The sequence below is a fragment of the Andreprevotia chitinilytica DSM 18519 genome (assembly GCF_000711875.1).
Taxonomy (GTDB): Bacteria; Pseudomonadota; Gammaproteobacteria; order Burkholderiales; family Chitinibacteraceae; genus Andreprevotia; species Andreprevotia chitinilytica.
The window spans coordinates 208,702-229,997 of sequence record NZ_JONM01000008.1 but is presented as its reverse complement, the minus strand read 5'-3'; the positions used below and the strand labels follow the sequence as shown (position 1 = coordinate 229,997).

Genomic DNA, 21,296 nt, shown 5'->3' with positions numbered 1-21,296 from the left:
ATGTGGGCATTACTGGATACGTTGCGGCGCTTGCAGATCCATCTGAACCTGGATGGCGACAAGCTCATTCTCAACGCGCTGCCGGGCGTGGTGACCGATGAAATCCGCGCCGACCTGCGCCTGCACAAGGCCGCGTTGATCGATCACCTGCGCCAGCTGCAGGACGCCCTCTCCAGCGACAGAACGCCCCTTTCCTACGCCCAGCAACGGCTCTGGTTTCTGGACCGCTTCGAGCCGGGCAGCGCCACCTACAACACTGCCGTCGCGCTACGCCTGCGCGGGCAGCTCGACATCGCCGCGCTCAAGGCCGCGTTCGCTGGCATCGTGGCCCGCCATGACGCGCTGCGCACCACCTTCGGCGTGGCGGACGACCAGCCGTACCAGATCATCGCCCCGGCGCTCGATCTCGCCCTGCCGCTAACCGATCTGGCAGCGCTGCCGGCCGATGCACGCGAAGCGCAAGCCCTGCAACTGGCGCGGGATGCCGCCGAGACACCGTTCGACCTGAGCGCCGGCCCGCTGCTGCGCACGGCACTGCTGCGGCTAAGCGAGGACGAGCACATCCTGTTGTTGACCATGCACCACATCGTCACCGATGGCTGGTCGATGGGCATATTGATCGACGAGCTGGCACGTTCGTACGCCGCCCACGCCGCGGGGCACGCACCGGCCTTGCCACCGCTCACCATGCAGTACGCCGATTTCGCCCGTTGGCAAAAGCAATGGCTCGCCAGCGGCGTGCTGAACAAACAGCTCGACTACTGGACCCGGCAACTGGCCGGCGTGCCCACGCTGCTGACCTTGCCCACCGATCGCCCGCGCCCACCGGCACAAAGCTTCCGTGGCGACCGCTTGCCATTCGTGGTGCCAGCAGCAGCCACCGCCGCGCTGCACGTGCTGAGCCGCCAATCGCAGGCCACACTGTTCATGGCGCTCTCTGCCGTGTTCGACATCCTGCTCGCCAAGCATGCCGGGCAGCAGGACATCTGCGTCAGCACACCCATTGCCAACCGGCAACGCAGCGAGCTGGAGCCGCTGATCGGCCTGTTCGTCAACCTGCTGGTGCTGCGCACGCACGTCGACCCGCAAGCGACCTTTGCCGAGCTGCTGCAACAAGTGCGCCGCGTCACCTTCGATGCCTACGAACATCAGGATGTGCCGTTCGACCGACTGATCGATGCGCTGAAACCGGAACGCCACGCCAGCCATTCCCCGCTGTTCCAGGTCATGCTGGTGCTGCAGAACGCGCAAACCCAGGCGGCCACGCTGCCGGGCCTGACGCTGGAAAACGTCGATGTGGCCTGGCACACCGCCAAATACGATCTGACGCTGGATGTACAAGAAGTGGACGGCCAGTTGCGTTGCGCCTTCGAGTACAACACCGACCTGTTCGACCGCGACACCATCGCCCGCATGGCCGGGCACTTCACCACGCTGCTCGATGCCATCCTCGCCGACCCGGCCCGCCGCATTGGCGATCTGCCGTGGCTCACCGCGGCGGAAACCAAGCAATTGCTGTGGGACTGGAACGCCACCACAACACCGCAGCCAGCTGCCCACACCATCCATCAGCTGTTCGAAGCCCAAGTCGCCAAGACGCCAGACCATCTGGCGGCGGTGTTCGAAGGGCAAGAACTGACCTATGCCGAACTGAACGCACAAGCCAACCAGCTGGCGCATTACCTGCGCAGCCAGGGCGTCGGCCCGGATGTGGCGGTGGGCGTGTGCACGGCGCGGTCGCTCGATATGCTGGTCGGCTTCCTCGGCATCCTGAAAGCAGGCGGCGCTTATGTGCCGCTCGATCCGGCCTACCCGGAAGACCGACTGGCTTACATGCTGGCAGATGCCCAGCCCCGGCTGTTGCTCACCCAGCGGCCCTTGCTGGGGCGGTTCCAGGCCGACGTCGCTACGTTCTGCCTCGACGAGCGGATGCCAGCGCTGGCAGGCTTTCCCGCCACCAATCCGTCCAACATCGCCCTGCCCGGCCATCTGGCCTATGTGATCTACACCTCTGGCTCGACCGGACAACCCAAGGGCGTGGGCGTACAGCATGGCAATGCCAGCGTCTTCATCGATTGGGCGTGCTCGGTATTCGATCGGGATTGCCTGAGCCGGGTGCTCGCCGCCACCTCGGTGTGCTTCGATCTCTCCATCTTCGAGATGTTTGTGCCACTGAGCGTCGGCGGCTCGGTGTGGGTGGTGCAAGACGTACTGGACGTCGTCGCCAAGCCCGATGCCTTCCCGGTCACGCTGATCAACACCGTGCCCTCAGCCATCGCCGCCCTGCAGCGCAGCGCCGCCATTCCGCCGTCGGTGAAGGTGATCAATCTGGCCGGCGAAGCCTTGCCGAATGCGCTGGTGCAATCGCTGTACCAGCACAACGCCATCGACGCCGTATTCAACCTCTACGGCCCGACCGAAGACACCACCTATTCCACCTACACGCTGGTCGCCAAGGGCAGCCCAGCAGTCACCATCGGGCGGCCGATCGCCAACAGCCTGGCTTACCTGCTGGATGCCGAATTCAAACCGGTCCCCGTTGGCGTGGCCGGCGAGCTGTATCTGGCCGGGGCCGGGCTGGCGCGGGGTTATCTGAACCGGCCTGATCTCACCGCCGAAAAATTCATCCCCAACCCGTTCAGCCAGAGCGGCGAGCGGATGTATCGCACGGGCGATCTGGCGCGCTACCTGCCCGATGGCAACATCGAATACCTCGGCCGCATCGACCATCAGGTGAAAGTGCGCGGTTTTCGCATCGAACTGGGTGAGATCGAAGCCGCGCTCGCCGCCATCCCCGCCGTGCGCGATGCCGTGGTGCTCGCCCGCGAAGACGAACCGGGCGACCGTCAACTGGTGGCCTATCTGGTGTTCCGCGCCGGCCAGACCGCGCCGGAACCCGCCGTGCTGCGCAGCCAGTTGCTGCAACGCCTGCCGGACTACATGGCACCCGCGCATTTCGTGGTGCTGGAGCAACTGCCGCTCACGCCGAACGGCAAAGTGGATCGCAAAGCGCTGCCTGCGCCGGAACGGACACGCGACGAAACCGGCTTCGTCGCCCCGCGCAACGACACCGAAGCGCAGCTCGCCACCATCTGGGCCGAAGTGCTCAAGCTGGAACGCGTCGGCGTGCACGATGATTTCTTCGAACTCGGCGGGCATTCGCTGCTGGCCGTCACGCTCACCGAACGCATGCGCCGCGCCGGGCTGGCGGTCGATATCCGCACTCTATTCAACGCGCCGACGATTGCCGCCGTCGCCGCCACCTCGCAGGTCAATACCGCGCCAACCGCCGTCCCGCCCAACCTGATTCCCGCTGGTTGCGATGCAATCACGCCGGCGATGTTGCCGCTGATCGAACTCACGCCCGATGCCATCGCGACCATCGTCGCCACCGTGCCGGGCGGTGCCGCCAATATCCAGGACATCTACCCGCTCGCGCCGCTGCAGGAAGGCATCCTGTTCCACCACCTGCTGCACGAGCAGGGCGACACCTACCTGCTCAAACTGCAACTGAGCTTCGACAGCCGCGCGCGGCTCGACCGCTTCACCGCCGCGCTGCAAACCGTGATCGACCGCCACGACACCTTCCGCACCGCCGTCTTGTGGCAAGGCCTGGCCGAGCCGGTGCAAGTCGTCCTGCGCAGCGCCCGGCTGCCGGTCGAAGACGTGCCGCTGGCCGCGCTGGACAACGAATACGACCCACGCCGCTATCGGCTAGCGGTCAGCGAAGCGCCACTGATGCGCGCCTTCGTCGCCGAAGACGCCGATCAAGGCCGCTGGCTGCTGCAGCTGCTGCACCACCATCTGATCAGCGACCACACCACGCTGGAACTGCTGTTCGCGGAAGTCCAGACCATCCTTGCCGGCCAGACCGACCAGTTGCCGGTGCCGCTGCCATTCCGCAACTTCATCGCGCAGGCCCGGCTGGGCATTGGCACGGCGGAGCACGAAGCGTTCTTTACCGACATGCTCGGCGCAATCGAAGAACCAACCGCGCCCTACGGCGTGCTGGACGTCCACGGCGATGGCGCGGATATCGAGGAAGCGCACCAAGCCGTGCCAGCCGAGCTGGCGCAACGGATTCGCCACAGCGCCCGCACCCGCAAAGTCAGCACCGCCGCGCTGATGCACTTGGCCTGGGGCGTAGTGCTCGCCCGCCTCACCGGACACGACGCCGTCGTCTTCGGCACCATCCTGTTCGGCCGTCTGCAAGGCGGCGAAGGCGCGGATCGCGTCATGGGGCTATGTATCAACACACTGCCAATCCGCATTGATGCTGGCACGGCCAGCGTCGATCAAGCCCTGCGCGGCACGCAATCGATGCTCACCGAGTTGCTGCGCCATGAACATGCATCACTGGTGCAAGCGCAGCGCTGCAGCGGCGTTGCGGCGTCCGTTCCGCTGTTTTCGTCACTGCTGAATTACCGCTACAGCGATGCCGCAGCCGCCGCGTCGCCGGTTTTCGACGGTATGGAAATCCTGCGCGGCGAAGAACGCACCAGCTATCCGCTCACGGTATCGATCGACGATCTGGGCGAGGGATTCGCGCTGACCGTGCTGGGCAGCCGCGCCGTCCATCCACAACAGGTCTGCGCCTATCTGGGCCGGGCGATCGAGCAGTTGGTGGTGGCACTGGAAAGCGCGCCACATGCTTCTGTCGCGACGCTAGGGATTTTGTCTGCCGCTGAGCGTAAGCAGCTGGTGACGGATTGGAATGCCACGGCGACTGATTATCCGCAGGCGAGTATTCAGGCTCTGTTTGAGCAGCAGGCTGCTGCTGCACCGGAGCGGGTTGCTGCGCTGTTTGACGGGGATTCAAGCGCAAAACCACACCAGCCGTCCGCACTCAGCGCTGCAGCTTCTAACCTCCCCCTTCTCGTGCCGTGCGAATCTCCTGATTCGTCCAGGCAGGGGGGACCGAGGGGGATTTCTGCGACATCTCAAGTTGTGATGACGTCGAAATCCCCCCTAGCCCCCCTTCACGAAGGGGGGAATGGAAGTAGCAACGTTGCGGAAGTTGGTTTTGAGCAGGCACTTAGTTATGGCGAACTGAACCGCCGCGCCAATCAGCTGGCACATGCCTTGCGCGCACGCGGCGTCGGGCCGGACGTACTGGTCGGCCTGTGCGCGGAACGTTCCTTTGAATCGTTGGTTGGGGTGCTCGGCATTCTCAAGGCCGGCGGCGCTTATCTGCCGCTCGATCCGGCGCTGCCGGCGCAACGGCTCGCTTATATCCTGAGCAATGCCGCACCGGCTCTGGTGCTGAGTCATGGCGAGGCGTGGGCAGCGCTGGGTTTGGATAGTGTGCCAAGCTTGCGCCTCGACGATGCCTCGTTGCCGGGATTGCCCAATCACAACCCGACCGATGTGACTTCGCCCGACCACCTCGCCTACGTGATGTACACCTCCGGCTCCACTGGCCAGCCCAAAGGGGTCTTGGTCACCCATCGCAATGTGGTGCGACTGGTGCGGGAGACGCATTACTTCTCCCTCGCTCCCCATGCCCGCGTCCTGCACCTGGCCCCGACCACCTTCGATGCCACCACCTTCGAGCTGTGGGCGCCGTTGCTGAATGGCGCAATCGTGGCGCTGCCGGCACCGGGTCGGCTGACATTGGCGGCGATCGGCGAATTCATCGACACCCAACGCATCGATACGCTGTGGCTGACCTCGGCGCTATTCAATCAGATGGTCGATCACGAATTGCCACGGCTGGTGAAGGCCAAGCATGTGCTGGCGGGGGGTGAAGCCTTGTCGCCACCGCATGTGGCAGCGTTCTTGGCAGCCGGTGGTCGTTTGACCAATGGCTATGGCCCGACCGAGTGCACGACCTTCTCCTGCACCGAGGCGGTGAGCGGCGAGATCGACGGGACTGCCATTCCGATTGGTAAACCCATTGCCAATGCACAGACCTACATCCTCGATGCGAATCTGGAACCGGTGCCAGTGGGCGTGGCCGGTGAGCTGTATATCGCTGGCGATGGCTTGGCCCGTGGTTATTTGAACCGGCCGGATCTGACCGCCGAGAAGTTCGTCCCGAATCCGTTCGGCCAGGCTGGGGCACGCATGTACCGCTCCGGCGATCTGGCGCGTTATCTACCCGATGGCCGCATCGACTATCTGGGCCGGATCGACCAGCAAGTGAAGCTGCGCGGTTTCCGCATCGAACTCGGCGAGATTGAAGCGACGCTGATGGCGCTGCCGGGTGTACGGAGTGCAGTGGTGCTGGCGCGAGAGGATGTACCCGGCGATAAACGCCTAGTGGCCTACGTGGTAGCCGATGCAGGGCAAAAAATCGAAGTGTCCGCGTTGCGCGAACAGTTGGGCCAACGCCTGCCCGACTACATGGTGCCGGCGCACTTCATGCTGCTGGATCAGCTGCCGCTGACCCCGAACGGCAAAGTCGACCGTAAAGCACTCCCCGCGCCGGAACGCAGCAACGACACGGTCAACTTCGTCGCCCCGCGCAACGCCACCGAAACCCAACTCGCCGCCATCTGGGCCGAAGTGTTGAAACTCGACCGCATCGGCATCCACGACAACTTCTTTGAGTTGGGCGGCCATTCGCTGCTCGCGACGCAAGTCAGCTCGCAACTGCGCCGCCAGCTCGGCCGTGATCTGCCGCTGCGGCAGTTCTTCGATCACCCGACCATCGCTGCATTGGCGACGGTGCTGGATGCGGCCAGTGCCCAGCATGTGGCTGCGCCGCTACTGCCGCTGGCGCGTGCTGATGCAGCAACCCACACCTTCCCGCTGTCCTTCGCTCAGCAACGCCTGTGGTTCCTCGATCAGTTCGATCCGGGCAGCGCCTCCTACAACATCCCGGCCGCCTTGCGTTTGCAAGGTGAACTTGATGTTGAGGTACTGCGCCAAGCGTTCGAACACCTGATCGGCCGTCACGAAGCCTTGCGTACGCACTTTGCGCAGCAGGACAGCATGCCGGTGCAGGTCGTCACGGTAGCGAGCGACTTCGCGTTGCCGTTACTTGATTTGACCCACCTGCCGGCAGCCGAACGTGCCGATGCAGCCGCCACCGCGCTGCGTGACGAAGCCAATCGTCCGTTCGATCTGGGCACCGGCCCGCTGATCCGTGCCGGCCTGATCCGGCTCGCTGACGACGAGCATCTGCTGTACTACACCCTGCACCACATCGTCGCCGATGGTTGGTCGATGGGGGTGCTGCTGGATGAACTGACTCAGCTGTACCAAGCACAGCGCACACAGCAACCGGCCCAACTCCGGTCGCTGCCGATCCAGTACGCCGACTTCGCCGCTTGGCAACGGCAATGGCTGACGGGTGCCGTGCTGCAAGACCAGCTCGACTATTGGCGTCAGCAACTCACCAACGCGCCCGCCCTGCTGACCCTGCCCACCGACCGGCCCCGCCCAACGGTGCAAAGCTATGCCGGCGCCAGTCATGTCGTGGATTTGCCGGTAGCCAATCATGCAGCGTTGATTCAGATCGCCCAACAACACGGCTGCACGCCATTCATGGCCCTGACTGCCGCCTTCAATGTGCTGCTGTCGCGCTATTCCGGCCAGACCGACCTGTGCATCGGCACGCCCATCGCCAACCGCAACCGCGCTGAAACCGAAGGCTTGATCGGTTTCTTCGTCAATACGCTGGTGCTGCGCAGCCACGTCGATCCACAAGCAACCTTCACCGGCCTGCTGCAACAAGTGCGAGCAATAACGCTCGCCGCCTACGACCATCAGGACTTGCCATTCGAACAGCTGGTCGAAGCCCTCAATCCGGTGCGGGATACCAGCTACACCCCGCTGTTCCAGGTGATGCTGGTGTTGCAGAACCAGCCGGCCCCGTCGTTGCAGCTACCGGACTTGTCGCTGGAATTCGTCGCAATCGATGCCACTGCCGCCAAGTTCGACCTGACCTTGAATGTGATCGAACAGGGCGAGCACTGGACGCTGCAGTGGGAATACAACACCGACCTGTTCGATGCCGCGACCATCACCCGGATGGCGAAGCACTTTGGCGTGCTGCTGGCGGGCATTGCAGCCGATCCGACACGCCAAGTCAGCGCCTTGCCGTGGCTCAGCGAGACCGAATCCCGCCAGTTGCTGTTGGACTGGAATGACACCGCTGTTGCCTATCCACAAGATCAGGCGATCCATCAGTTGTTCGAGCAGCATGCTACCCAAACCCCGAACCAGACTGCACTCGTGTTCGAAGGGCAGCAACTGAGCTACGGCGAACTCGACGCTCGCGCCAATCAACTCGCGCATTACCTGCGCTCTCAAGGTGTCGGCCCGGACACATTGGTCGGCCTGTGTCTGGAACGCTCGCTCGATCTGGTGATTGGTCTGCTGGCCGTGCTCAAGGCCGGTGGCGCGTATCTGCCGCTTGATCCCGACTATCCAGCGGAACGGCTGGCCTACATGCTGGCCGATGCCAAACCGCAGCTGGTGTTGACGCAAGCGCGGCATCGAGCGGTTCTGGCTGGCCAGTCAGTCGAACTGTGCTGCCTGGATGAGTTGGCAGCCTTGTTCGATGCTTATTCCACCCAACGGCCAGTGTTGTCCGTGTTGCCACAACAACTGGCCTACGTGATCTACACCTCGGGCTCCACCGGACGCCCCAAGGGCACGCTGCTGTCGCATGCTGGCCTGACCAATCTGGCTTTGGCCCAGATCGCTGCCTTTGGCGTTCAGCCCAACCAGCGCGTGCTGCAATTCGCGTCGTTCAACTTCGATGCGGCGACGTCCGAAATCTTCATGGCACTGGGTGCCGGTGCGACGTTGTGCTTGGCCGCCAAAACCGAGCTGGTTCCGGGCGCAGCACTGCAAATGACCTTGCAACAGTTGGGGATTCAGGTCGCTACCCTGCCACCCGTAGCGCTGCCGTGGCTGGATGCCTCCACCCTGCCCGCATTGACCACCCTCATCGTAGCTGGTGAAGCCTGCCCGGCAGCGCTAGTCGATACCTGGGCACCAGGACGGCGCTTCTTCAATGCCTATGGCCCGACTGAAACCACCGTCTGCGCCACGATCCAGCGTTGCGATGAAGGCAATGGCACTACCCCGCCGATTGGCCGCCCGATTGCCAATACCCGCGTTTACCTGTTGGACGATGCGCTGCAGCCCGTACCGGTTGGCGTGGCCGGTGAGCTTTACGTCGCCGGCATCGGCTTGGCCCGTGGTTATCTCGGCCGCCCCGACCTAACTGCAGAACGTTTCATGCCGAATCCCTACGGTGAAGCAGGCGAGCGCATGTACCGCTCGGGCGATCTGGCGCGCTATCTGCCGGATGGCCGCATTGAGTATCTTGGTCGGATCGATCAGCAAGTAAAACTGCGCGGTTTCCGCATCGAGTTGGGCGAGATCGAAGCCAGCCTGACCGCCCTGCCTGCGGTGCGTGATGTCGTCGTGCTGGCGCGTGAAGATGAACCGGGCGACAAGCGTCTGGTGGCCTATCTCGTTGCCAATGCCGCCGGCAAAGCAATCGATGTGTTCACGTTGCGCGAAGCCCTGCTGCAACGCCTACCCGACTACATGATCCCAGCGCATTTCGTCGTACTGGATCAGTTGCCGCTCACCTCGAACGGCAAGGTGGATCGCAAAGCGCTGCCCGCGCCGGAACGCAACCGCGACGAAGCCAGTTTCGTCGCCCCACGCAACGCCACTGAAGCGCAGCTCGCCGCTATCTGGGCCGAAGTCCTCAAGCTGGATCGGGTCGGTGTGCACGACAACTTCTTCGAACTCGGCGGGCACTCCTTGCTGGCGACGCAATTGGTATCGAAGGTGCGCCAGCACTTCGGCATCGAACTCGCCTTGCGCACGCTGTTTGCCGAGCCGACCGTCGCGGCGCTGAGCAAGCATCTGGCTGGTCATCAGCAAAGCGTCGAAGCACCGCCGATCTTGCCCATCGACCGCAGCCAGCCGTTGCCGCTGTCCTTCGCCCAGCAACGGCTGTGGTTCCTCGATCAGTTCGAAACCGGCAGCGCCGTCTACAACATGCCGATGGCGTTGAAGATGACCGGCACGCTAGATATCGCCGCGCTGCGCCACACGCTGAATGATGTTGTCGCACGGCATGAAGCGCTGCGCACGACCTTCATCACCCACGGCAACGAACCAACGCAGCACATCCACGCAAAGCTGGAAATCGCCCTGCCCGTCACCGATCTGAGCGACCTACCGCATGGCGAGCGGGATGCCAAGCTGGGCTGGCTGGCGCAGGACGAAGCCCGCACGCCGTTCGATCTGGGCACCGGCCCCTTGATCCGCGCCGGTCTGATCCGGCTGGATGCCACCACGCATGTCCTGTTGCTGACGCTGCACCACATCGTCGCTGATGGTTGGTCGATGGGGGTGTTGTTGGATGAACTGACCCAGCTGTATCAAGCCCAGCGCACACAACGACCGGCCCAACTCCGGTCGCTGCCGATCCAGTACGCCGACTTCGCCCATTGGCAACGGCAATGGCTGACGGGTGCCGTGCTGCAAGACCAGTTGGATTACTGGCATCAGCAACTCACCAACGCGCCCGCCCTGCTGACCCTGCCCACCGACCGGCCCCGCCCAACGGTGCAAAGCTATGCCGGGGCCAGTCATGTCGTGGATTTGCTGGTAGCCAATCATGCAGCGTTGATTCAGCTCGCCCAGCAACACGGCTGCACGCCATTCATGGCCCTGACTGCTGCCTTCAACGTGCTGTTGTCCCGCTATTCCGGCCAGACCGACCTGTGCATCGGCACGCCCATCGCCAACCGCAACCGCGCCGAGACCGAAGGCCTGATCGGTTTCTTCGTCAATACGCTGGTCCTGCGGACACGGATCGATCCCGAGCAGCGCTTCGATGCCTTGCTCAAACAGGTGCGCGAGGCGGTGCTGGAAGCCGATGCGCATCAGGACTTGCCGTTCGAACAACTGGTCGAAGCGCTCAACCCGGTACGCGACACCAGCTACACGCCACTGTTCCAGGTGATGCTGGTGCTGCAGAACCAGCCGGCCCCGTCGTTGCAGCTACCGGACTTGTCGCTTGAATTCGTCGCAATCGACGCCACCGCAGCCAAGTTCGACCTGACCTTGAATGTGATCGAACAGGGAGAACGCTGGACGCTGCAGTGGGAATACAACACCGATCTGTTCGATGCCGCGACGATTGCGCGGATGGCCGGACATTTCACGACGCTGCTTGGGCAGATCGTTGCTGCGCCCGAGCGACGGATTGCGGATTTGGGACTGCTAAGTGCGGCGGAATCCCGCCAGTTGCTGGTGGAGTGGAATGACACTGCCGTTGCGTACCCGACCGAACAAACGATCCATCAGCTGTTCGAGCAACACGCAGCCCAAACCCCCGACCAAATCGCGCTCGTGTTCGAAGACAGCCAGCTGAGCTACAGCGAACTCGATGGCCGTGCCAATCAACTGGCGCATTACCTACGCAGCCAAGGCGTTGGCCCGGACGTCCTGGTTGGGCTGTGCCTGGAACGCTCGCTCGATCTGGTGATCGGTCTGCTGGCGGTACTCAAAGCCGGTGGCGCGTACCTGCCGCTCGATCCCGACTATCCGGCCGAACGCTTGGCCTACATGCTGGCGGATGCCAAGCCGCAGCTGGTGCTGACGCAAACTGCACATCGCCATGTGTTGGCAGGGCAGACGGTCACTCTGTGCTGCCTGGATGAATCAACGGCACTACTGGCGACCTACCCCACCACCAACCCAGCCCTCCCCGTCCAGCCGCAGCAACTGGCCTACGTGATCTACACCTCCGGCTCCACCGGCCGGCCCAAGGGCACGCTGCTATCGAATGCCAGCTTGGTCAATCTGGCCTTGGCGCAGATCGCCGCCTTTGACGTTCAGCCCGGTCAACGGGTGCTGCAATTCGCCTCGTTCAATTTCGATGCCGCCACGTCTGAAATCTTCATGGCGCTGGGTGCGGGTGCGACACTGTGCTTGGCGAGCAAAGCCGATCTGACGCCGGGGCAAGCGTTGCAAGCAACCTTGCAGCAGTTAGGGATTCAGGTCGCGACCCTGCCCCCCGTAGCGCTGCCGTGGCTGGATGCCTCCACCCTGCCGGCGCTGACTACGCTGATCGTCGCCGGCGAAGCTTGCCCGGCGGCATTGGTCGATAGCTGGGCACCGGGCCGGCGCTTCTTCAATGCCTATGGCCCGACTGAAACCACCGTCTGCGCCACCCTGCAACCCTGCGAGGCCGGCAACGATGCCTCACCGCCCATTGGCAAGCCGATTGCCAACGCAAAAGCCTACATCCTCGATGCGCAACTGAACCCCGTGCCGGTCGGTGTGGCGGGTGAGCTGTACGTTGCCGGTGCAGGCTTGGCGCGGGGGTATCTGAATCGCCCTGACTTGACCGCAGCGTGCTTCGTACCGAACCCGTTCACCCAGACGGGCGACCGCATGTACCGCTCGGGCGATCTGGCCCGCTATCTGCCGGATGGCCGGATCGAGTACCTCGGCCGGATCGATCAGCAAGTGAAGCTGCGTGGTTTCCGCATCGAACTGGGCGAGATCGAAGCCAGCCTGACCGCCCTCGCCAATGTGCGGGATGCCGTGGTGTTGGCGCGAGAAGACGAACCGGGCGACAAGCGCCTAGTGGCCTATCTCGTCGCTGATACCGGGCAAGTAATCGACGTGTCCACGTTGCGCGAACAATTGCTGCAACGCCTGCCCGACTACATGATCCCAGCGCACTTCCTCGTGCTGGATCAGTTGCCGCTCACCCCCAACGGCAAAGTCGACCGCAAGGCCCTGCCCGCTCCCGACCGCAACCGCGACGACACCAGCTACACCGCCCCGCGCAACGCCACCGAAACCCAACTCGCCGCCATCTGGGCTGAAGTGCTCAAGCTGGATCGCGTCGGCGTGCACGACAACTTCTTTGAACTTGGCGGGCATTCCTTGTCCGCAACGGCACTGACCATTCGGGTGCGGGAAGTCTTCCAGAGCGATTTGAGCGTACGTGCCATTTTCGAAGCCCCCACCATCGAATCATTTGCTCGGAAGCTTGGCATCACCCCCACAAGCGCAGCCCAGACAACACCCGCAACGAACCAGGAACGGAACTGGGTGTTGGTGGACAACAATATCGCCAAGCTAGATTCGCCCCACACGGCGACGCACGACATCTTTTTCATTCCCGGCGCAGGCGGTAGTGCGGAGGTGTTCAACGGCGTTGCGCGCAGCGTGGCGGCGGAGCATGCGAACGTGTTCGTCTTCCATCACGATGGCATCGACAACGAGGAAGACCCGCTCGACAGCTTTGCGGCCATGGCCGAGAAGTACGCACCGCAGGTCTTGCGCCAACGCACCGGCAAGATCGTGCTGGCGGGCTACTGCGTAGGCGGCCTGATCGGTTTCGAGCTGGCGCAGGCGTTGCAGCGGCTAGGGTTTGCCGAATCCATGCTGTGCTTCATCGATACGGCAATCGTGTCTGCCGAGCACACGTTCGAAGCTTTTGACGAGCATTACTTCAAGAGCGAGTTCTTCAAGGCCATTTGCGATACCTATTCCAAGATTGGCGAGGCGATTACCGCGCGCAAATTCGACGATATGCCCCTGGAGGCGTGCGTGGAATTTGCGGTTGAGAGAATGGCATTGCACAGCCCGCATGAGCACGACATCTGGCGGACCATCCTGCGGCAGCGCTATCTGGCGGAGAAATATCACGCGCTGGCGACGCGCCAATACTGGGCGGATCACCATGAAAACGGGCTGCGATTCGGCGAGCTGCCTGATCGAACGCCGGTGCATTTTCCGGCGAAAAGAATTGAAAGCGCGGAAATCAGCAAAGCCAATGGGTGGGGGGCCACCGTTTTCGAGCATTCAGCCAGCGACACGTTCGATGGCCTGCATCTTGCCATTTTGAAAAACCACGGGGCAGGCATTGCCAAATCCTTGATCGAATTCATTGAAACCAGCGAACTCCGCACGGCGGAAGGCACCCTCTCATGAATGATCGATCTGGCAACGTCTTTCTTTACGCAATTCATTCATTCGCGCATTCACAACAGGTTATGTCATGGAAATGATAAAGCAATTGATCCGCCAGTCGTGGCAACTGATGCTATTGGCTACCTTGACCGGCATGATCAGCGGATTCAGCGGGGCCAGCCTCGTGAAAACGATTGGGGACGGTGTTACTGCCCATCATGCCTCGGCGGAACTGGCATGGCGCTTTTTCGGGCTGTGCACGGTCTTTCTGATTACCAAGCTGATTTCCGAATTCGTGCTGATGCATTTAACGCAGGATGCGGTACACCGGATTCGGGTCGATTTAAGCAGAAAGCTGATTGCCACGCCGGTCAAGAAACTACAGGCACTAGGGCAATCCGAACTGCTGGCGATCATGACCAACGATATCGGCACCTTGGTGCAAGCGCTGCAAATGCTGCCGCCGGCATTCGGCAACATCATTATCGTGATCGGCTGCATGGGCTATCTGACCTGGCTATCGTGGCAACTTTCGGTGGTGACGGTGGCTTGCCTGACCATCGGGCTGGTCGCCTATCAATTCGCCGAGCGTATTCCACTGCGCCATATGTTCAAACTGCGCGAACAGATGGATTTTCTGTATCGGAATTTCCGCAGCCTGATCGAAGGCAGCCGGGAATTGCAGCTCAATACCAAGCGGGGCAAGCGATTCGTCGAAGGCATCATGGCACCCGATTCGCTGGCTTTCAAAAACCTGTATTTGTTGACCATGAAAATCTATGCGCTGATTTCGAACCTCAACAACATCCTGTTTTATCTGCTGATCGGTGTGTTGGTGTTTATCGTGCCGATCTGGTTTACGCCCAAAGCTGAAGTGCTGACCACCTTCACGCTGGTATTGCTGTTTTTGATGCGGCCGATCAACGACATCCTGTATGCCGTGCCAGTCATCCGGCAGGCCGGTTTCTCGCTCGCCAAGATCGGGCAGCTGGAAGGCGCACTGGGCGAACCGGAAGCCCTATCCAATACTGCCGCCGCTACCACTGCGTTCCCCGCTGTGGCGCAACGGTCGCTGGTCTTGAAGAAAGTCGCGCATCACTACCCCGGCCCGGTGGAAGAGCGCCAGTTCATGCTCGGCCCGATCGATCTAAGCATTGGCGAAGGCGAAATCGTGTTCATCATCGGCGGCAACGGCAGCGGCAAGACCACGCTGGCCATGCTGCTGCTGGGGCTTTATGCGCCGGAAGCGGGTGAAATCCACCTGAATGGCACACTGGTGACCCCGGAAAACATCACGCAATACCGCCAGCACTTCTCGGCGGTGTTTGCCGATTTCCATTTGTTTGAACAACTGCTGGATGCCGATGAGGACGGGGTGCGAGAACGCGCCATGCATTACGTCGAGAAGCTGGGGATGGCGCATAAGGTGAGCGTGGTTGATGGCAAATTCTCGACCATCAATTTGTCGACCGGCCAGCGCAAGCGCCTCGCCTTGGTATCCGCCTATCTGGAAGACCGCCCCATTTATCTGTTCGATGAATGGGCCGCCGATCAAGACCCGGTATTCAAGCGCGTGTTTTATACCGAGCTATTGCCGGATCTGAAACGGCGCGGCAAGACCGTGTTGGTGATCACGCACGACGATGCTTATTTCACGTGCGCGGATCGGGTCATCAAGCTTGAAGAGGGGCATTTGCAGCATCAGGAGCAACAACCGGCCTATAGCGTTGTTTGATCGCGACATTCACCGGGATGATTTCAACAAAGAACATCCGGCAATGTTATAAAAATGGCCAATGCCGGACGCGATGCAACACGAGCGAATCCGGTCAGGCCGTTTAATCAATTCGTCCGGCAGGCCTGCTGGCCTGCCATTCGACGAACCCTTGCTGCCCTGCCCATTGCAGGCGCGGCTTCAGAAAATCAATCGTACTGATAGGATCGAAGCGCATGACTGACGAAAATACCCAAAACGACGCCTTGTATCACGTGGTCGTCAACGATGAAGGCCAATATTCGATTTGGCCGGAAGGCAAAGCCGTTCCCTTGGGTTGGCATATCGAAGGCAATCCGGGCACGAAGGAGACCTGCCTTGCCTATATCAAGGAGGTCTGGACCGATATGCGGCCGCTGTCGCTGCGGAAACAGATGGAATCTGCCGGGCAGTAATAAGGATCAAGCGGATTCGGATGGCGACACCCTATTGAGCCCGGCAAATGAAAAGGCCGAAAGCAATTGCTTTCGGCCTTTTCATTTGCATGACCGATGTTATTTATCCGTCGCTGACTTGGTATCGATCAGCGCATCCACCGTGCCGCCTTGCAGCGGCATATCGGCGGTCAGCCATTCCTTTGCTTGCACCTTGCCACTGATCCGATCCACCCAGCTCAATTCATGTGATTCAGAGGTGGTAGCTGGCGTCGTTTGAGCAGATGTCTTGGCACTGGCTGTGGTTGCCGCAGCTGGGGCAGCTTGCCCTTGCGCGGACTTGGTCGGCGTCGTACCCGATTGGGCGGCAGCTTTGGCGGCTTCCGCATCCCGTGCTGCCTTTGCAATCGCCTCCTGCTTGGCGCGGGCGATGTCAGCGGCCCGTTGCTCGCTCTGCTTGGCTTCTCTTTCCTTGTCTTGCGCGGCCTGGTATTCAACCGGCGCAGAAGTTTCGATGGCGACCGCGCCGATGGACGTCACCGCGAACAGCGCGGCGAGGATGGATTTCTTCATGGGAATTTCTCCGGGATGGGATAAGCGCCGCCTCGCTCAGACTTCGATTCCAAGTCATTTGCCCTGCACGCCAGCGTCAATTTTCACATCGACATAGTCGTGCATTCTTCCCGACCAAACCGGTTTGATCAAGTCATGCAAACCCGATCGTGTAGCCAACAGGCGTCAGGCCAAGGGCTGACCCGATCAAGCAGCCCCGGCCAATTCCTCATGCTGCTGCAGCGCCCACAAGCGGGCATAGGCACCGTCACGCTCCAGCAATGCGTTGTGGCTACCGCGCTCGACCACCCTGCCCGCTTCCATCACGATGATCTCGTCTGCATCGGAAATGGTGGAGAGCCGATGCGCGATGACAAGCGTGGTGCGATTGGCGGAAATAGCTTTCAGCTCTGCCTGAATGGCTTTCTCGGTCTTGGAATCGAGCGCACTGGTCGCTTCGTCGAAGATCAGGATCGGCGGGTTCTTGAGGATGGTGCGGGCAATCGCCACCCGTTGCTTTTCACCGCCGGAGAGCTTGAGGCCACGCTCACCGACCATCGTCTCGAAACCATCCGGCAGGCGCTGGATGAAGTCGTAGATATGCGCGGCTTTGGCGGCCTCGATCACTTCTTCCCGCGTCGAGCCGGGTTTGCCGTAGGCGATGTTGTAATAGATGGTGTCGTTGAACAGCACGGTGTCTTGCGGAACGATACCGATATGCGCACGCAGGCTGGCTTGGGTGAGGTCGCGCAGATCGGTGCCATTGATGTTCACATGGCCGTTCCACACGTCATAGAAGCGGTACAGCAGGCGTGATAGCGTCGATTTGCCCGCGCCGCTCGCGCCCACCACCGCGACGGTATGGCCGGCCGGAATGCTGAAGCTCAGGTCAGTGAGAATCTGCCGATTGCGGTCGTAACCGAAGTCGACGTGCTCGAAGCGGATTTCCACCGCGTTGGTGACCAGCGGCCGGGCCTCTGCCGAATCCTGCACCTCGGTGTTCTGGTGCATCAGCGTGAACATCTTTTCCATGTCCGCCAGCGAGTGCTTGATTTCGCGGTACACGAAGCCGAGGAAGTTGAGCGGCGCGTACAGCTGCAGCAGGAAGGCGTTGACGAGCACCAGGTCACCCAGCGTCATGCGGCCATGCACGACTTCGTTGGCGGCCATCCACACCAGTGCAGTCACGCCCAAGGCGATGATGCCGGCCTGCCCGGCGTTCAAGAACGACAGCGAGACCTGGCTTTTAACGGCGGCGTCTTCCCATTTTTTCAGACTCTTTTCATAACGCTGGGCTTCCCAGCCCTCGTTATTGAAGTACTTGACCGTCTCGTAATTGAGCAATGCATCAATGGCGCGGGTATTGGCTTTGGAATCCAGCTCGTTCATTTCGCGGCGGAAATGCATGCGCCATTCGGTGATGCCCAGCGTGAACGCAATGTAGAGCACGATGGTGAAGAAGGTGATCGCGGCGAAATACCAGTCGTATTTCTTCAGCAGGATCACCGCCACCAACACGATTTCCACCAGTGTCGGCAAGATATTGAACAGCGTGAAATTGAGCAGGAAGGCGATGCCCTTGGTGCCGCGATCAATATCGCGGCTCATGCCGCCGGTTTGGCGTTCCAGGTGAAAGCGCAGGCTGAGCGCGTTCAGATGGTTGAATACCTGCAAGGCAATCCGCGTGATCGCGCCCTGCGTGACCTTGGCGAACACCGCGTCGCGCAATTCACCGAATACCGATGAGAACAGCCGCAGTGCGCCATACGCCAGCACCAACGACAGCGGCACCAACAACATGCCTTTGCTGCCATCCAGCTGATCGACAATGCCCTTGAGCACCAGCGGCACCGCCACGTTGGCGAACTTGGCGAGCACCAGGAGGCTGAGCGCGACGATAACGCGCAGCTTGTATTGCCACAGATAAGGCAGCAGCGAGCGGATGGTTTGCCAGTCGTTGCGGGGTTGCTTGGTTTCGGCCATGAGGTCGGCTTTTCGCTCAGGTTGGATTGCGGGATTGGATCGCAGTAATTGCACGCGTCAATGCAAGAAAATGCGGGCGGTGTATGCCAAGTGCAAGGCGCGAATTTAAATCATCGCCATCAATGCAAGGTGCGTGGGATCGACAACACGAACTCGGGGATTTCCGCATCGAATTCGCTGCCGTCCAGGGTGCGCATCCGGTAGCTGCCGCGCATGGTGCCAACGGGGGTTTCGAGCGTGGCACCGCTCATGTATTCGAATGACTGGCCCGGCTCCAGCACCGGCTGCTCGCCGATCACGCCCAGACCGCGCACTTCCTGCACCTTGTTTTCCATATCGGTGATGATCCAGTGCCGCGAAACCAGCTGTGCGGTCACCTCGCCCTGATTGACGATGGTGATCTGGTAGGCGAAGACGTAGCGGTTTTCGTCTTCATCCGACTGCTCGGGCAGGAAGAATGATTCGGCGACCACGCGAATGGGGTGGCGATTGGGCTCGGCCATGACAACCTCATACTGAAAAGTAGATTAAGGGGATTCTAGCCGATTGCAGCGCGCAACCTTTGCCTGCAAAGGGCGAATCGGCCGGTTATCATCACGCCATGCGTACCATCTACCTATCAATCCTGCGCCTCTCGATCCTGCTTGCCGTGGCGGCAACAGCCACTGCCACGCTAGCGGCCGGCCCGGCTCAAGACCTTAAAGCCATTCAGCGCGCCGTCGGCGATTGGCTGGAAGGCCAATTGGCCAATAGCCAAGGCACCGCCAATTATCAGATTGGAGAAATCGACAGCCGGTTGCGGCTGGATGCCTGCCAGCGCTTCGATATCCAGATGACGGCGGGATCACGCTTGGTTGGCAATACGATGGTGCGCGTGCGGTGCATCGATGGTGCCGCCTGGGGGATCAACGTTCCGGTCAAGGTATCGATCCAGAGCACTTATTACGTCGCGGCCCGCCCGCTCAAGGCCGGCAGCGAAATCCAGCCGGGCGATCTGATCCCGCAGCAAGGGGATTTATCGCTCTTGCCGGGTAGCGTGATTCTCGATCCAACCCAGGCGATCGGCAGAATGCTGAATTCCGCCGTACCCTCCGGCGGCGTGCTGCGCGGCGAAATGCTGCGGGCGGCAGTGGTGATTCAGCAGAATCAGCGGGTAAAGATCATCTTCCGTGATGGCGATGTGGAAGTCAGCAATGAAGGCACGGCGCTGCAAAATGCCAGCGAAGGCCAAACGGTGCGCGTGCGCGTGGGGAACAACCAGATTATTCAGGGCATCGCGCATAGCAATGGCATGGTCGAAGTAACGCCTTGATTCCAGCCGGATTCCGGCCGCAGCTTTCTGGCTAGTAATTCGCCTTAGTTTCTTCGCCACAGCTCGGCGCTATGCTCATGGCCATTGATCCAACGGAACACGCCCATGTCCGCCCTGCCGCACTTCAAATCCCGCACCTTCCTGCTCGACCATATCGCTCACACCCTGTCGTTCTATGACCCGCGCGCCGTTGATCCGGCGGGTGGCTTCTACCATTTCTACAAGGACGACGGCACGGTTTACGACGCGCATACGCGGCATCTGGTCTCCAGCACGCGCTTCGTATTCAACTATGCGATGGCCTACAAGCAGTTCGGCAAGCCGGAATATCTGGCGTGGGTGAAGCACGGGCTGGCGTATATCCGCGATGTGCATCGCAACCCGGCGACTGGCGGTTACGGCTGGCTGCTGCGCGATGGGCAAGTGGTCGACGCCACCAACCAATGTTATGGCCTGGCCTTCGTGATACTGGCTTATGCCTGCGGCGTGAAGGCCGGCATCACCGAAGCAAAAGCGTGGCTGGCTGAAGCCTATGACGTGATGGAGCAACGCTTCTGGCTGCCGGAATACGGCGTCTATGCCAGCGAAGCCAGCGCCGACTGGGCACTCACTGCCTATCGTGGCCAGAACGACAATATGCACGGCTGTGAGGCAATGCTGGCCGCGTACGAGGCCACTGGCGAGCAACGCTATCTGGATCGCGCCAGGCTGCTGGCGGACAACTTCACCCGCCGCCAGGCCGCGCTCACTGGCGGACAAGTGTGGGAACACTTCAAACCGGACTGGACGCCCGATCTGGAATACAACAAGGGCGACCGCACCAATATCTTCCGCCCGTGGGGCTTCCAGACCGGCCACCAGACCGAATGGGCCAAGCTGCTGCTGATCCTCGATCGCCATGCCCCGGCGGATTGGCATTTGCAGCGTGCCCGTGAACTCTTCGATGCCGCCATGGCCTCCGGCTGGGATCACACGCATGGCGGCCTGATCTATGGTTACGACCTCGACGGCCAACCCTACGACGAAGACAAGTATTTCTGGGTGCAGGCCGAATCCTTCGCCGCCGCCGCCTTGCTGGCCGAGCGCACGGGCGATGCCAAGTATTGGGATTGGTATGACAAGATCTGGGCCTACAGCTGGGCGCATTTCGTCGATCACCAGCACGGCGCGTGGTTCCGCATCCTGACGCCGGACAACAAGAAGGTGGACGACGAAAAATCGCCGGCCGGCAAGACCGACTACCACACCATGGGCGCGTGTTACGAGGCGTTGAACGCCATCAAGGATTGATCAAACTCGTAGGATGGGTTGAGCGCAGCGATACCCATCGTTGCTAGATGCGATGAGCCTGATTGATGGATATCGCTACGCTCAACCCATCCTGCGT

Annotated in this window: 8 protein-coding genes; 5 read left to right on the top strand and 3 right to left on the bottom strand. The window is 61.3% G+C overall.

Annotated elements, in window-relative coordinates:
• From BR41_RS12685 to BR41_RS12675, 3 genes are all read left to right on the top strand, one after another.
• Entirely contained in the window at positions 1 to 13,935 is a 13,935-nt protein-coding gene (locus tag BR41_RS12685; protein ID WP_035057026.1) for a non-ribosomal peptide synthetase, read from the top strand.
• Between the two features lie 67 nt (positions 13,936 to 14,002).
• On the top strand, positions 14,003 to 15,649 hold the full coding sequence (locus tag BR41_RS12680; RefSeq protein WP_035057023.1) for a cyclic peptide export ABC transporter: 1,647 nt from the start codon (positions 14,003 to 14,005) through the stop codon (positions 15,647 to 15,649).
• Between the two features lie 215 nt (positions 15,650 to 15,864).
• Positions 15,865 to 16,083 (top strand): MbtH family protein, encoded by a 219-nt coding sequence (locus tag BR41_RS12675; RefSeq protein ID WP_035057021.1) that lies wholly within the window; start codon positions 15,865 to 15,867, stop codon positions 16,081 to 16,083.
• Positions 16,084 to 16,182: 99 nt separating this feature from the next.
• Here the strand turns inward: BR41_RS12675 and BR41_RS12670 are convergent, their stop codons facing one another.
• The 3 genes from BR41_RS12670 to apaG form a co-directional block, all read right to left on the bottom strand.
• On the bottom strand, positions 16,183 to 16,635 hold the full coding sequence (locus BR41_RS12670) for a hypothetical protein (protein WP_035057018.1): 453 nt from the start codon (positions 16,633 to 16,635) through the stop codon (positions 16,183 to 16,185).
• 186 nt (positions 16,636 to 16,821) lie between these two features.
• On the bottom strand, positions 16,822 to 18,597 hold the full coding sequence (locus BR41_RS12665; RefSeq protein ID WP_035057016.1) for an ABCB family ABC transporter ATP-binding protein/permease: 1,776 nt from the start codon (positions 18,595 to 18,597) through the stop codon (positions 16,822 to 16,824).
• A gap of 119 nt (positions 18,598 to 18,716) precedes the next feature.
• Positions 18,717 to 19,100, bottom strand: a complete 384-nt coding sequence (apaG, locus tag BR41_RS12660) for a Co2+/Mg2+ efflux facilitator ApaG/CorD (protein ID WP_035057014.1) — start codon at positions 19,098 to 19,100, stop codon at positions 18,717 to 18,719.
• Between the two features lie 98 nt (positions 19,101 to 19,198).
• Here apaG and flgA point away from each other — a divergent pair, with 98 nt between their 5' ends.
• Positions 19,199 to 19,909, top strand: a complete 711-nt coding sequence (gene flgA, locus BR41_RS12655; protein ID WP_156970681.1) for a flagellar basal body P-ring formation chaperone FlgA — start codon at positions 19,199 to 19,201, stop codon at positions 19,907 to 19,909.
• Positions 19,910 to 20,014: 105 nt separating this feature from the next.
• Positions 20,015 to 21,199 (top strand): AGE family epimerase/isomerase, encoded by a 1,185-nt coding sequence (locus BR41_RS12650; protein ID WP_035057011.1) that lies wholly within the window; start codon positions 20,015 to 20,017, stop codon positions 21,197 to 21,199.
• Positions 21,200 to 21,296: the final 97 nt, after the last annotated feature.

Bases quoted from the DNA above. Each gene is read 5' to 3' on its own strand.
- BR41_RS12685 (WP_035057026.1), top strand. From the start codon at position 1: ATGTGGGCATTACTGGATACGTTGCGGCGCTTGCAGATCCATCTGAAC.
- BR41_RS12680 (WP_035057023.1), top strand. From the start codon at position 14,003: ATGGAAATGATAAAGCAATTGATCCGCCAGTCGTGGCAACTGATGCTA.
- BR41_RS12675 (WP_035057021.1), top strand. From the start codon at position 15,865: ATGACTGACGAAAATACCCAAAACGACGCCTTGTATCACGTGGTCGTC.
- BR41_RS12670 (WP_035057018.1), bottom strand. From the start codon at position 16,635: ATGAAGAAATCCATCCTCGCCGCGCTGTTCGCGGTGACGTCCATCGGC.
- BR41_RS12665 (WP_035057016.1), bottom strand. From the start codon at position 18,597: ATGGCCGAAACCAAGCAACCCCGCAACGACTGGCAAACCATCCGCTCG.
- apaG (WP_035057014.1), bottom strand. From the start codon at position 19,100: ATGGCCGAGCCCAATCGCCACCCCATTCGCGTGGTCGCCGAATCATTC.
- flgA (WP_156970681.1), top strand. From the start codon at position 19,199: ATGCGTACCATCTACCTATCAATCCTGCGCCTCTCGATCCTGCTTGCC.
- BR41_RS12650 (WP_035057011.1), top strand. From the start codon at position 20,015: ATGTCCGCCCTGCCGCACTTCAAATCCCGCACCTTCCTGCTCGACCAT.